General features: G+C 51.9%; 14 protein-coding genes, 1 tRNA gene and 1 riboswitch. Of the genes, 6 read left to right on the top strand and 9 right to left on the bottom strand.

Features of this window, described 5'->3' with window-relative positions; translation table 11 throughout:
- Positions 1-3: 3 nt before the first annotated feature.
- The gene (locus tag TSP01S_RS08095; RefSeq protein ID WP_231848550.1) at positions 4-897 is read right to left on the bottom strand and encodes an HD-GYP domain-containing protein; all 894 of its coding nucleotides are present in this window, start codon (positions 895-897) and stop codon (positions 4-6) included.
- A 377-nt stretch (positions 898-1274) separates the two neighbouring features.
- Between TSP01S_RS08095 and TSP01S_RS08090 the strand changes: the two genes are divergently transcribed.
- A tRNA-Thr gene (locus tag TSP01S_RS08090) sits at positions 1275-1351 on the top strand.
- A 2-nt stretch (positions 1352-1353) separates the two neighbouring features.
- Here the strand turns inward: TSP01S_RS08090 and TSP01S_RS08085 are convergent.
- The 7 genes from TSP01S_RS08085 to TSP01S_RS08055 are packed head-to-tail and all read right to left on the bottom strand — an operon-like array spanning position 1354 to position 8910.
- A complete protein-coding gene (locus tag TSP01S_RS08085; protein ID WP_041077627.1) occupies positions 1354-2703 on the bottom strand; it encodes an amidohydrolase in 1350 nt (449 codons plus the stop codon).
- A 1-nt stretch (position 2704) separates the two neighbouring features.
- Positions 2705-4564 (bottom strand): ATP-binding protein, encoded by a 1860-nt coding sequence (locus TSP01S_RS08080; RefSeq protein WP_041077625.1) that lies wholly within the window; start codon positions 4562-4564, stop codon positions 2705-2707.
- Entirely contained in the window at positions 4561-5298 is a 738-nt protein-coding gene (locus tag TSP01S_RS08075) for an FAD synthetase family protein (protein ID WP_052463561.1), read from the bottom strand. Before TSP01S_RS08075 ends, TSP01S_RS08080 begins: the two co-directional genes overlap by 4 nt.
- A 3-nt stretch (positions 5299-5301) precedes the next feature.
- Entirely contained in the window at positions 5302-6228 is a 927-nt protein-coding gene (gene truB / locus TSP01S_RS08070; protein ID WP_041077623.1) for a tRNA pseudouridine(55) synthase TruB, read from the bottom strand.
- Positions 6225-6581, bottom strand: coding sequence for a 30S ribosome-binding factor RbfA (rbfA, locus tag TSP01S_RS08065; protein WP_041077621.1), 357 nt, complete (start codon positions 6579-6581; stop codon positions 6225-6227). Before rbfA ends, truB begins: the two co-directional genes overlap by 4 nt.
- Positions 6578-7441, bottom strand: a complete 864-nt coding sequence (locus TSP01S_RS08060) for an HDOD domain-containing protein (protein ID WP_041077620.1) — start codon at positions 7439-7441, stop codon at positions 6578-6580. Before TSP01S_RS08060 ends, rbfA begins: the two co-directional genes overlap by 4 nt.
- Positions 7438-8910, bottom strand: coding sequence for an ATP-binding protein (locus TSP01S_RS08055; RefSeq protein WP_052463560.1), 1473 nt, complete (start codon positions 8908-8910; stop codon positions 7438-7440). Before TSP01S_RS08055 ends, TSP01S_RS08060 begins: the two co-directional genes overlap by 4 nt.
- A gap of 129 nt (positions 8911-9039) precedes the next feature.
- On the opposite strand from TSP01S_RS08055, the gene TSP01S_RS08050 reads away from it, so the two are divergent.
- From TSP01S_RS08050 to TSP01S_RS08030, 5 genes are all read left to right on the top strand, one after another.
- Positions 9040-9303 carry a type II toxin-antitoxin system Phd/YefM family antitoxin gene (locus TSP01S_RS08050; protein WP_041077619.1) on the top strand — a complete coding sequence of 88 codons (264 nt, stop codon included), beginning with the start codon at positions 9040-9042 and terminating at the stop codon, positions 9301-9303.
- Between the two features lie 4 nt (positions 9304-9307).
- Complete coding sequence (locus TSP01S_RS08045) at positions 9308-10411, top strand: ABC transporter ATP-binding protein (RefSeq protein ID WP_041077618.1); 1104 nt, start codon at positions 9308-9310, stop codon at positions 10409-10411.
- 112 nt (positions 10412-10523) lie between these two features.
- Positions 10524-10703: riboswitch (cobalamin riboswitch) on the top strand.
- Positions 10704-10754: 51 nt separating this feature from the next.
- A complete protein-coding gene (locus tag TSP01S_RS08040; RefSeq protein ID WP_082021682.1) occupies positions 10755-11651 on the top strand; it encodes an ABC transporter substrate-binding protein in 897 nt (298 codons plus the stop codon).
- Entirely contained in the window at positions 11648-12634 is a 987-nt protein-coding gene (locus tag TSP01S_RS08035; RefSeq protein WP_041077617.1) for a FecCD family ABC transporter permease, read from the top strand. The genes TSP01S_RS08040 and TSP01S_RS08035 overlap by 4 nt, the downstream gene beginning before the upstream one ends.
- Positions 12627-13397, top strand: coding sequence for an ABC transporter ATP-binding protein (locus TSP01S_RS08030; protein WP_041077616.1), 771 nt, complete (start codon positions 12627-12629; stop codon positions 13395-13397). The genes TSP01S_RS08035 and TSP01S_RS08030 overlap by 8 nt, the downstream gene beginning before the upstream one ends.
- Here the strand turns inward: TSP01S_RS08030 and TSP01S_RS08025 are convergent.
- Positions 13391-13720 (bottom strand): FmdB family zinc ribbon protein, encoded by a 330-nt coding sequence (locus TSP01S_RS08025; protein ID WP_041077615.1) that lies wholly within the window; start codon positions 13718-13720, stop codon positions 13391-13393. The genes TSP01S_RS08030 and TSP01S_RS08025 overlap by 7 nt on opposite strands.
- Positions 13721-13796 lie beyond the last annotated feature (76 nt).

The following is a 13796-nucleotide window of genomic DNA, read 5'->3' as shown; positions in this document are numbered from 1 at the left end:
AGCTCAATCTCTGAACAGTTCCGCATTTTCGACGAACAGCTGGAGCAGTTTCGGATCGAAATGTCCATCTTCTTCGGCTATGATGTTCAGAGCTTCCTCGAAAGTGTAAGCGTTCCTGTACGGTCTGTCGGCCGTCAGGGCTTCGAGCACGTCTGCTATGGCAACTATCCTCGCTTCGAGCGGTATCTGCTCGGCTCTCAGACCCTCGGGATATCCTCTCGCGTCGAAACGCTCGTGGTGGTACTTCATAACGTTGAACAGAACGCTCAGGAAGTTGTTCTGCGTGAAACTTTTGCTGAGATTCTCAAGAACCTTGGTTCCCAGACTGGTGTGCGTTTTCATGACGGAGAATTCCTCTTCGGACAACTTCGATGGTTTGTTGAGGATCGATTCACGGATCAACAGTTTTCCAAAGTCGTGGAAATAGCTGGCAACGGTGGTGTGATACGCCTTGGACGGTTGTAAGATTCCTTCCTCAACGCAGAAGGCCACGAGAATTTGTGTGAAGGTTTTCACTCTGGCCGAATGTCGATGGAGGTTCAAATCTTTGTTCTTCAAAAGATCCGCCATGAAGTTGATGATGAGGTCAAACTGTTTCGTCGAACCATCGTTGTCGAACAGTGCGAGATCAAAAATCGTGTCTTCATCCACACAGGCATCGACACCGGCCTTGATCAACTGCACGTCGAAACCACATTGAACCACCACGATGCCGGGTAAAACGGAAGAGATGTCTTCACGAACCGATCTTGCGAACTGTATTATTTCCGAACGCGGCAATGTCTTACCATCGATCAGTACGAGATCGTAGTCTGCGTGATTTCTCCACAGCGATCTCAAGGCAGCGTCGGTGTCTTGAACGATTTCGAGTGAGTCTCTCAGCAAGATAAACAACATTTGTGTTAGTAACGAATCGATTTTGGCCGTCACAACGAGCTTTTTGTCCCGCATAGTATGGTGTGAAAATATAATTCTAAGATACACCCCTGCACGCTTATGTTCACTCATATTAAACCGATCATATTTTTAGTCTCGGTGAAGAAATCCTTAACGTATCGGTGAACACCGTGCAGAATTTGGCACACATATTCTTACTTTGTTGATAATATTAAACACCATCCCTGCCTTGACCCTTCGAGTCACGTCCTGTGCGATCGGTGTCTGAACATAGTGCGCGATCATCACAGCCGTGTTCTTGTGAAAGAGTTTCAGAAGAAATGGGTGGGCTGGACACACTTGCACCCGCGCGGGGTTTCTGGTATACTTGAGGCGGTGCAGGCGTAGCTTCAAGCGGTGGAGCGCCGCCTTGGTAAGGCGGAGGGTGTGGGTTCGAGTCCCACCGCCTGCTCCATTTTATTTTTGATGTACCAGTTCTCCCGCCACGTAAACCGCAACGGGGTCTTCGTCGAACAGAAGGGGATCTCTCTCGTACAGGCAGAAGTCCGCCAGAAAGTTCGTCCTGATCTCTCCAAGGTTCTTCAACCCTGCCATCTTTGCACCCGCCATCGTGTAGAGTTCTATGGCTTGCCTTTTCGTGAAACCGAGCTTCAGGGCAGCTTCGATGACGTACTTTGGATCTTCCGGTGAGACGGGGGCATCGGTCGAAAAGGCGATCTTGAAACCACGCTCGAACAACAACAAGAACGGATAACGCAGCGCCTTCAAATCTTTCGGCAGGGCGGACTCCATGAGGCCACGATCCTCAATGGCGAAGTGTGGTTGAATGGAGAAGAAACTGTCCTTCAACATCGAAAGGTCTCGTTCTTTCACCAGTTGAGCGTGTATGATCCTGTGGTTCGGATGCCTGCTGAAGACCGTCGCCACCATGTGAACCGCTTCGTCTCCTATCGCGTGAACGCACAGCTGAACATTTTTTTCGTCACACAAGGTTGCGAACCTTTCGAGCTGTTCTTCATCGAGCAGTTTCATCCCACAGTTTTCAGGGTCATCGGCGTACGGGACGCTCAACCACGCGGTTCTGGCCCCGACCGAACCGTCCGCGAACACTTTCACCGCTTTCACGTAGACTCGATCCGAAAGCTGACCGAACTCGTTGAAACTTTCAAGCTCACTCACAGATTCGAAGTACACCTTCTCCAGCAACCTCATCTTGGAACTCTTGATGATGTCCTTCAGATTCGCCCAGCTGAGACCGTGAAGGTCGTCCGAATGGACGAACGTCACACCGTGCATCAAGAATCGTTTCTGACCGATGGCGAAGAATTTTTCATCTTCCCTCGATGGCAGACGTTTTCTGACTTCTTCCAGTTCTTTCTCCTTGAAAACGCCGTCCTCTTTCCAGATCCCGATCAATTCCATCAGCGCGGAGTTAGCGATCGCAACGTGTCCACACCTTCTGATGAGAAAAACAGGTTTGTCGATCTGGTCGAGGAGTTGCTTCGTGGGTTTCGATCCTAAACTTTCCTCGCTCCAGCCCCTGCCTATGATCGTTTTCTCAGGGCTCTGTCTCAAAGTCTCCAGAAGTTCTTCGAGCGATCGAACGTTCTCCAGGTTCAGATATCCGTACTTGTGCCCGGTGCCTATGATGTGCGCGTGTGTGTCCACGAAACCTGGCATGACGTAGTAACCGGTCGCATCTATGAAAGGCGCAGAAGGCTCATCCACGAAGATACCATTCTCGACGTGCAGGTCCATCTTGACGAACTCACCGTTCTGATAAACCAAGCAATTTCTGAAGGTCACATCAATCTCCTCCAAAGAGTCTCTCTTCCAGCTCTTTCTTGCTCCGCTCTTCCGCGGCACCGTCTTCCCGTGTACACCAAGCGGGTAATGGGAATCGGATCGTGATCGGTATCCTCATGAACGGTTGATCCACGATCATCTCACCCTGTTGAAGCAGCGCGGCTCTGGCCTTCTGCTCGTTGGTCAGGTGTGAATACTCCGGTTTGGCGAGCTCGGCACCTTTCTGCCTCCCAACGACGGTTGTGGAGGACTGTGTGATGATACGGTAGTCCACCTCTGAGGCCGTCTGCTCGGCGCCGACTAATATGATCCTGAAGGATCTTCCGCGTTCCGCTATGTCCCTGAAGATAGAGCTCAAAGCTCCTCCACCGTAACGCGGTGCGTACTTGTTCAACTCATCCAGGAATATGAACACCGGATCTTGATTGCTCTTTTCTTCCCTGGATTTCATAACTTCGAGCAACACCGCTCCGACGACGAAGTACTGTGGTCTGCTGCGCAGTTTGGATATGTCTATCACGGTCACCTGGCCTGGCCTGTCCCAATCGATGCGCTTACTTTTCGATGAATCGAATCTGAGAAAATCCGTCTTCGTCCACAGAAGGTCGAACCCGACGGCTTTCGCGGCCTTCAACCTCCTGATGAGTGCCGCGATCGTTGACTTTCCTTGCACCTCCTGCGCGACTCTCGTTTTGAACTCTTCGTCTTTTTCGAACATCTCGATGAGATCGTCCAGCCCATCCGGAAGCCCTGCGCTCGCCTTCACGTCGAAACCATTCGCGATGGCCGTTCTGATCGCCATTTCTGGATCTGCGGGTATTCTTATGTGGTTGTTCCTGCAGAATTCTCTCGCTTTCAGGATCGCATCTTCGAAACGTTGCTGAAGGACTTCTTGAACGCTCATGACCGCAAGCTGCAGGTTCTGGTTCTTTTCGAGTTCTTCCTGGTCGAAGAGCAGTTCGAAAAGCCCGAGTTTCATTATGTCCACGATGTCCCAGCCGTAGGTTTCGACGCCCCCGTTCCGTTTGTTGACCCAGGGTTCATCCCTGTGCGGTTTCTTGGGAGCGTAGAACTTGACGATCTTGAACGGTTCTGCGTGGATCTGGAGGGTTTCGTACATCTTTTGCCAGGACCTTCCTGTTTCTGTACCCTGCAGTTCTTTCCAGTCCTTCGACCATTTGTCCAGAAACAGCAAACCTTCACCCTTCACGTTGAAGATGATGAAGCGTGCCCTTGCGAGTGCAGCCATCAGTTCGTTCTTGTCTTTCAACCTGTTTCCTGTATCGAGGAAGGACTTGACGAGAAACGTGGCGTAAGACGTCTTTGCGGCCACGCCGGATTGGCCAGATATGTTTATGTGAGCGCCGTTTTCACCCAGTACGTATCGCACATCTGCGTAGGCGGGCCTTCCGTTCCTGAACACGCCTATGGGTATCGCGTAATGCTTCTGGATTATCTCGTCAAAGCCGAGTGCGGTGTCTATCTCCTCTTCGCGCGCCAGATCCACCGCTGCACCCGGTGGAGGTGGTACCTGCGGGGCATCCGGTACGATTCTACCGTCTTCGATCTTCAACATCCTCGTCGTCATCACGGTGGCAAGGAAGATGGGACTGGCGGGAGAAAGACCCTTTAGGGCGAGCTCTTCTTCGTAACCCGAAAGGGGGCCGAAATCCCATTTCGCTTCGATCTCGACCACGACACCGTAATAGACGAGCTCCCCCTGTGGATGGTAGCGAAACTGCACTTTGACCACGTCGTCTATCTGTAGCATGTGAGAAGGCTTACCATCCTTCTGTTCGACCCTCACGTAGAACACGTAAGGGTTGGACCTGCTAATCCCAGTGACCACACCTATCCTCATATCTTTCCCCCCGAGAGTTTCAGATGGACGTACGTTCCCGGTGCGAGCTGCACCGGCTGGGTGATCAGCCTTACCTCGCGATCCAGGATGATCCTTCCTCTGATGTTCAAGTTCCTCTCTTCGGCGTCGAAAACTCCGTTTTGGGGCCTGATAAGCCCTTCGAGGGTCTTCAACTCGACGACGCTTTTCGAGTCTGATTTTGAAGTGTTCAGAACAACAGCTTCGAGCAAATAATCGTGACCAAGAAGTCTTTCCGCTTCCTCTATCCTGCCTTCTTTTATCAGCTCTCTGATCCGTGAACTGCTTATGCGAACGTGATTTTCATCCTGTACCTCGTGGAACACTTCGAGGTCTATAGCCTCTTCTCTGCAGAGTTTTTCGAGCAACGTTGAATCACCTGAGGCGTTTCTACCGAACCTGAAGTCTTTTCCCACGACGAGAATTCTTGTATCCCGCGCGAGGAACTGTTCGAAAAAAGATTCCGCCGTCATATCCTTTATCTTTCTCAGATCCAGAAGGTAGACTTCGTCGAGATACTGACTCAACAACAGTATGCGCCTTTCATGACTCGTGATCAATCCATCGAATTCGCCTTTGAGATGTTCGAACGGGTGTGATACGACGAAGGCTCTGGAGCGAAGGCCATGCTCATCCGCGATCTGCTGTACCCTCTTGAGGAGCGCTCTGTGTCCCAAGTGTACCCCATCGAACACACCTATGGTCGTGACGTACATGGCTCAGTTCTCCTTGAACACCTTGAACGGTTTCAGGATCGCTTCGTTTCTTTCCTGTTCTCGTAGCGTCTTCAAAAACGTCGAGCGCCGTTCGGACCGTGCAAGGCAGATGAGACGATCGTTGTTGAAAACCTGCACGATCGAGTCTTTCTCAAACGGTTCGTGGTGAACGATGTCGTTCAAGTGTATTTTCATTCCATCGAGCACCTTCTTCGTCGCCTCGTCACTGATCCAGACCTTCGGGAAATCCAACACTTTGGACATGGGTATCAACCGCTTCGCCAGCTCCTCCGGCGTGAGCACGTAAACATCCACGGCGTCCTCAACCCTGAAGGGTCCCACGCTGAGTCTCCTCAGCTCAACGGCAGTGGCACCACAGCCGAGTTTGTAACCGATGTCCATGCACAAGGATCTAACGTACGTTCCCGGGCTCGTTTCAACGACGAACGAGACGAAAAAATCTTCGATCTCGACGTTCTCTATCCGATAGATCGTCACCTCTCGTGGGGGTAGTCTTACGATCTTGCCCTGTCTCGCGAGCTCGTAGAGTCTTTCTCCTCTGTACTTCTTCGCCGAATAGGCTGGGGGAATCTGAACGTACGTTCCAACGAAACTGTTGATCGCTTCGAGGATCTGCTCTTTCGTAACGTTACACGGTCTTTCTTCCTGGATTTTTCCAGTTATGTCGAACGTATCCGTGATGAGACCGAGTCTCATTCGGACTCTGTACACCTTGCGATGGCTCATGAGATACTCGAGCAGTCTCGTCGCGCTGCCCACACCCACGATGAGCAAACCCGTCGCGAAAGGATCCAGCGTTCCCGCGTGTCCCACACGCTTCTGGTTCAGTTTTTTCCTGACCTCTTCGACGACGTCGTGAGATGTTGGGCCCTTCGGTTTGTCCACAAGCAAGATCCCAGATACGCTCACTTCTTCTCCTCCTTCAGCTTGTTGAGAAGTTCCTGAACGCGCACGCTCGCCTCTATGCCAGGATCTTCCTTGAAACGAACCTGTGGAGTGACGTAGAGATCCAGATTGTTCGCCAGATAGGTTCTGAAATAACCCTTGATCTTGTTGAGATACTCAACCAGGGCCCTCCTTTCCGCCTCGTCTCCCATCGCGCTGATGTACACATCGACGAAACGTTTGTCGGCAGATAATTCTGCACGCGAAACCGTGATGATCCGATCCTTGAGCCTTGGGTCTTTCGCTTCCCTCAAAGCTTCGGAGACGAGTTTGACGATTTCCGATTCCAGCATCGCTTTTCTGTAATCCGGCCTCATGATACCGCCTCCTGCTCGATTTTCAGGAATTCGTCAGCAGTTATGAGCTTTTCTTTCAGTTTCTTCAGATAGCTCGTGAGCATCCTTGGCTTGAGCCCCAAAAGGTTCAGCGCGTGTGGTGAAAGAACGAATCCACCATAAGAGTATGACTCTCCATAATTGATTGTGTTCACGAAGAAATCGCTCACGTGGACCATGCTTATCACATCTGAATACAAGCTGTCTGCGAAACTTTCTGGTGTGTGGTGTCCTCCGCACGTGTGCGACACGAGTTCCGGTAATCCCCATCGTTCGATGGTTTTCATGCTGATCAGCGCGTGGTTTGGAAGATCGAGCTTCTTCTCGGCTTCAAAAAAGGATATTTTCAGCGTCTTAGCGAGTTTGGCCACCGCCATGAACATCTCGGGCGAAACGAACTCTAAGGTCACCTTCCCGATGTCGTGGAGCAGGCCAGAAATGAAGAGCTCTTCTTTGTTGGGATAACCCACGAACTGTGCCATCAGCTCAGCCGCAACGGCTACACCCACGAAATGTTTCCAGAGCGCAGTATGATCTATCGAAGATCTCTTTCTCCTCACCACTGAAGTGTAAGTGAACACACTCAGAGCCAGGTTTCTGACAGTCTTAAAACCGAGTATCATCACCGCTTCACTCAGCTGGGCGATCTTCCTCGGCAGCCCATAGTAAGCCGAGTTGACGAGTCTCAGTATGCGTACGGCCAGGCTCGGATCCAGTTTTATCACATCGGCGAGATCCTTCGCCGAAGCGTTGGGATCCGAAGCCACGGCGATGATCTTTTGAACAACCGGATCGGGCGTTGGAAGCTCTTCTATTCGCGTGATGATCTCTTCCAGTTTCATCGTTCAACCCCCGCGGGTAATTCGACGTACACCGTGGTTCCAACACCTGGCTCGCTCTCCAGCCATATGCGTCCTCCGTGCAGTTCCACGATCTGTTTGGCTATCGTCAGTCCCAACCCAGTTCCCTCCACTCTGTAGTCCATAACGGTTCCCAACCTGAAGAACCTTTCGAACACCTTTTGATGGTACTCTTTCGGTATCCCTATGCCGTTGTCCGAAACCTCCAGCAACACTTTATCGTCCTTCCTTTCTATTTTCACCCTGACGTATCTGTCGCTCTCGTTCTCCTTGGAATACTTCACACCGTTGCTCAGAAGGTTCATCACGACCTGCCTCAACCGCTTCTGGTCCGCCCTCACCAGGACAGGTTCCCTCGTCAGAAGTTCCAGCCTGACCTGTTTCGACCTTGCGAGTTCCTCGAGCGATTTCATCGTTTCCCTCACCAATCCCGTCAGATCGAACGTGGTTTTCTCGAGCACGAGCGTCTTCTGCTCCAGCTTCGAGAAGTCGAGCAACTCTTCGAGTATCGATTCCAGGTGCTGACTCTCTCTGTATATGATCTGAACGAACTCGTTCAAGGTCTGCTGGTCCAGCATTTCCATGCTGGTGAGGATCGTCTCCGCGTAAGCCTTGATCGCTGCGAGCGGTGTTTTCAATTCGTGGGAGATGTTCGCCACGAACTCCGTTTTCAGCTGGTCTATCGCTTTGAGCCTTTCCACTTCTTTCGTGTTCGTCACGTCCGCGATGACCAGCAGCACCTGAGGTCGACCTTCATGCTCTATGGGTTCGGCGACGATCGAGTAAAAGTTTGAACCTTCTTCTACCTCGAGCGTTTGACGAGAATTGGCCAGGAACGTTTTCTGAACCAGCTGGACTATCTTAGAAGCGAATTCCTCACTGAAGGAAAACTTGAGATAACCGCTGTTCGCAAACACGATCCTCGCATCTTCATCGAACACAGCTATGAACTGCGGAAACGAATCGAGAATTCTCTGCATGTAATTCTTCGTTTCTTCCACCGCTCTGTGCTGAACCTGCAGCGAAGAGTACAGTTCCAGGTTTTCCAGAACGATCGCGGAAAGAAAGGCAAAGGTTCGCAACAGTTCTGACGTCTCCACAACTACTTCGTCCTTACTCCAGGCCATCAGCACTCCCAGTACTTTGTTCGCCTTGACTAACGGAAAGATGTGCACCAGCGTGTCTCCCTGCGGCAGGGACATGGGAGAATGACTGTCCACCACCCAGCGGATCATCATCCTCAGTTGCTCGTCGAGCTGCACGGTTCCGTTCTTCGCTTTCTTGATGTTGAAGTCTCTGTCGAGCACAACGATGCGTTCACAGTCAACGAACCTTTCAAAGATCCTCATCAGCGCATCGAGCAGAAGTTCCGGTTCCGTTGCGTTCATTATCTCCCTTATGAAACTGGAAAGGAGAGAATAGAGCCTGTGATAGGACATCTGGCTCAGCACGGCGACATTTCTCCTCCAGGAAGTTTTCCTTAGTATTATACCTTAGTTTTGAGCGCTACCACTTCCGCTCGGACAGGGGGTTGAAATCTTCAGTTAACTTGACTATAATTCTGGTCAGGGAGGAACGCTGTGAGGAACGAGCTCGAATTCTTCAACCTTGCCGATGCGAAGGCGAAGTTCTCTGAGGTGTTGAAAAAGGCTCGTCAGAAAGACATCGTGGTGACGAAGAACGGAGTACCGGCGGCCGTCGTGATGGACTACGAGCGTTACAGAAAGATCATGAACTTCTTAGAGCAAGTCTACGATCTGTATCTGCTCGAGATCGGTGATCCTTCGGTTCACGGAGCGGTGAGTCAGAAAGAACTCTTTCAGGAAGACATCGAGGAGGTGTGAGTCGATGGCTAAGGTGGAGCTCGAGAACGTTACGAAGATCTTCGACAACAAAGTCGTCGCCGTGAGGGACGTTACGCTGACTGTGGAAGACAAAGAGTTCGTTGTTCTGCTTGGACCATCCGGTTGCGGTAAGACCACGACGCTCAGGATGATCGCGGGTCTTGAAGAGGTGACGAAGGGCACGATAAAGATCGACGGAAGAGTAGTCAACGACGTTGAACCAAAGGATAGGGACATCGCGATGGTCTTCCAGAACTACGCTCTGTATCCACACATGACTGTTTACGAGAACATGGCTTTTGGCTTGAAGCTCAGGAAGTTCCCAAAAGATGAAATCGACAGGAGAGTAAGAGAGGCTGCGAGGATTCTGGGTATAGAGGATCTTCTGGACAGGAAGCCCAGACAGCTCTCCGGTGGTCAGAGGCAGCGTGTCGCGGTCGGGAGGGCCATCGTGAGGAACCCGAAGGTCTTCCTGTTCGACGAGCCACTCTCAAACCTCGACGCGAAACTGAGGGTGCAGATGAGGAGCGAACTCAAGAAATTGCACCACAGGCTCGGTGCCACGATCATATACGTCACGCACGACCAGGTTGAAGCGATGACGATGGCTGACAAGATCGTCGTCATGAAGGATGGGACGGTCCAGCAGATAGGGACACCCTACGAAGTTTACAACAAACCCGCGAACATGTTCGTTGCAGGTTTCATCGGAAGCCCCGCCATGAATTTCCTGAACGCGGTCGTGATCGCAGAAAAGGGTGGGATCTGGATAAAGACGAGCGGCTTCAAAGTCAAGGTTGTGAAGGAACACGAACCCATCTTGGAGAAATGGATCGACAAAGAAGTCGTGTTCGGCATCAGGCCGGAGAACATCTTCGACAAATTGTTCGCTCTGGCGCCGCAACCTGAGAACACCATCACAGGAACGGTCGATGTGGTGGAACCTCTCGGTAGTGAAACGCTCTTGCACGTGACGTGTGGAGAGGACACGCTCGTCGCCAGGGTCGATCCGAGGACCAAGGCGAAGGAAGGAGAAAGGATAGACCTCGTCTTCGACATGAACACGATCCACGTGTTCGACAAAGAAACGCAGAAGGCCATCATCTGAGAATGAGATAGAAGAACATTCTTGTTCCCATCGGGGGCCGCTGGCCCCCTTTGTTCTTTCAAGATGTGTTGACATCACCCGGTGAGAACATCGTATAATGAGATAGAAAGTTCATACGGAGGCGTCGGAGGGTACCCCAAAGGGTTTAAAAGGGAAGTCCGGTGAAAATCCGGCGCGGGGACGCCACCGTAACCGGGGACGAAACCCACGAACGCCACTGGCGAAAGCCGGGAAGGCGTGGGGAGTAGGACGATCCGGGAGCCGGGAGACCTGCCCTTCGACGAGCGCACCACCTTCTCCGGAACCGAGAAGGTGGTGAAAAATTTTGCCGGGAGGTGTCACCATGAGAAGGTTTCTAACCCTGACGTTGCTCGTCGCATTGCTTTCGCTCGTGCTGACGTACCCCATCACGATCGTTGATGACGCCGGCAGACTGGTCACGATCGATCGCAAACCGGAGCGCGTGGTTTGCGCCGCACCCTCCACCACAAAGTTTCTGCAGTACCTCGGCTTGGAAGACAGGGTCGTCGCCGTGACGAACTGGGACGACTTCGAAGCCGAGAGGATCGGAGATCTCTTTCCACTGAACCTCGAAAAGATCCTCAGTCTGGAACCAGACGTCGTGTTCACCTTCGGTGGCTTTCAACTGCCCGAGGTCCCCAAACTCGAACAACAGGGACTCACAGCGGTGGTTCTCAACGCCAACACGGTACAGCAGATTCTGAACGATCTGGTTCTTGTGGGCACGATCATGGGTGTTCCTGAGAAGGCAAAAAAGCTTGCAAACGATCTTCAAGAATACTACCTGACCGTCGCCAAGAAAGCTTACAACGTGCCGCTCGACAGGAGGGTCAAAGTGGTTTATCTGATGGACATCCCTGGGCCGGACGTTAGGGAGGTCTGGACCTGTGGTCAGGGTTCTTACTTGAACGAACTGATCACGCTCGCAGGTGGTGCGAACATCGCGGCGGCTTTCACAGGTCCGAACGGGTTCCTCCCGATTTCTTTAGAGTACATCGTTTCTGAGAACCCGGACGTCCTCATCGTTGCGAATTACACGCCAGGCGCTGAGGAGCAGATCAAAGAGAAGATTTCGAACCATCCGATACTGAAATCGTTGAAAGCTGTTAGGAACAAACGCATCTACGTTTACGATGGTTACATGCTGAGCTTACCGGTACCGCAGCTGATAGCGTACATAGAAAGGTTCTACAACGACTTCTACGGTGATCGAAAGTGAAAAGGTTCAGATGGCTCGCCCTGGTGTCGCTGTTCGTGGTCCTGGTTCTCCTCTGCTTGTCACTCGGATCGGTCAAGGTGAGTTTCGTGGAAACGATCCGGGTGCTGATCGATCCAGCTTCGAAGTACAGGCCGATCCTGTGGAATTTGAGACTTCCTCGTGTACTCATGGGTCTGATAGCCGGGGCGAGTCTGTCTTCCGTGGGAGCCGCGTTTCAGGGCTTGTTGCGCAACCCTCTGGTGGATCCTTACCTGCTGGGTGTCTCCTCCGGCGCCTCCTTCGGAGCGGTCCTGTCGATATATCTGGCCACCGTGAGCAGTTTCGAAATTCTGTACAAACTGCCAGCGCTGAGTTTCGCCTTCGCCATGTTTGCCTCGCTGACAGCCATCGTCCTGGCGAAGAAGAACGGCACTATACCCATCGTTGAGTTGATCCTGAGCGGAGTGATGATCAGCGTGCTCTTCAACTCCGCCACGATCACGTTGCTGATGTTTTTACGCAGGAACATAACGCACGCCTACGTGTGGTTGTTCGGAAGTCTTTCCGGTGTGAGCTGGGACGATTTGCCTGGTCCGCTCGCCTCCTTCGTGATTTTCTTCATCGTATCGCTCGGACTGTCTTACCAGCTGAACGCGATGGCGATAGGGGAGCTCCACGCGAAGATAAGCGGTGTGAACACCGAACTGGTCAAACTGATCGTCTACAGTCTCGGAAGCCTCGCGACGGCTTCTGTGGTTTCAAAAACTGGTGTGATAGGTTTTGTCGGTATGATCACACCCCACATGGCCAGAAGATTGTTCGGGACAGACCACAGAGTTCTACTCGTTTCGAGCGCCTTGATCGGTGCGTCTTTCTTGGCCGTCTGCGATGCACTCGCGAGGGTCGTGGTGAGTCCTTCAGAGATGCCCATAGGTGTTGTGACGGCCTTCGTTGGGGTACCCGTGATGCTGGTTTTGATAAAGAAGGGTGAAGGCCGTGGTTGAAATACTCTTGCGCAACGTCGATTTTGGCTACACCGATGAACCCGTCCTGAAGTCCATAAATCTACGAATCGAGAAGGGTGAGTTCGTCTCGCTCATAGGGCCGAACGGATCGGGAAAGACGACCCTTCTGAAGCTCGTGGCAGGGTTGTTGAAGCCGACGAGTGGTACCGTTCTGGTCAGGAACATGCAGCCGAGTAAGACAAGCAGAAGAAAACTGGCAAGAACGATCGGTTTCGTCACGGAAGATCTCAACCCCATCTACCCGTTCCGGGTGAGTCAGATAGTTCTGACAGGGAGACTCCCGTACAAAGGCAGTTTGTTCGCTTCCTGGGACGAACTCGACTTTCAGAAAGCGAAGGAAGCCCTCGCGAAGGTCGACGCACTCGTGTATTTCGACAGATATTTCAACGAGTTGAGCGCTGGCGAGAGAAAGCGCGTTTCGATCGCTCGAATCCTCGCGCAAGACACACCTATTCTTCTGTTCGATGAGCCAACGGCGCATCTGGATCCAGGCCACGCTGTCGAAGTGCTGAACATATTGAAGAAGTTGCACGGGGAAGGAAGAACTATCCTGGCGGCGTTCCACGAGATAAACTTTGCCGTGAGGCTTTCTGACAGGATCGTGATCATGAAAGATGGCAGGATCATCGCCGATGGCCATCCAAAAAGCGTGCTGACCGAGCAACTCTTAGAGTACGTGTACAACACCCGTTTCAGGTTGATCCAGGATCCCTCGACGGGCCTACCGTACGCGATCTACTGAATCGGCGCGCCACCCATCATGTCACGCTGGAGTTTCAGCGCTCTTTCGAGCTCTGTTGCGCTGATGAGCTTGAGTTTGATGAGAAGTTTACCTATAACGAGATGCTCGCTCAGATCGTTCTGGATCTTCAAAGCCTTCTGAAGGTCGAGATCGTTTATCATTCCCAAAGCGATCAGTATCTCACCCAGTCTCATGGGCGGGTACACTCTCAGTATTTTGCCCCCACATTTTTCGCACCTTGGGAACTTTTGATACTCCAGCGGTGCAGCCGAGTAACTCTCGTCCCCACAGTTGATGCACTTGAACTTGTACGTAGCCGTCACCTTCTCTCTTGAAAAAAGCTTAGATGAAAACTCTCAGAAAATCGTAATAAAGAGCTCAGAAAAAACTCAAGAACGA

Origin of the sequence: Thermotoga caldifontis AZM44c09 (genome assembly GCF_000828655.1) — a bacterium.
Classification (GTDB): domain Bacteria; phylum Thermotogota; class Thermotogae; order Thermotogales; family DSM-5069; genus Pseudothermotoga_A; species Pseudothermotoga_A caldifontis.
The sequence above is the reverse complement of the archived record's forward strand: the minus strand, read 5'-3'. Positions and strand labels throughout refer to the sequence as shown.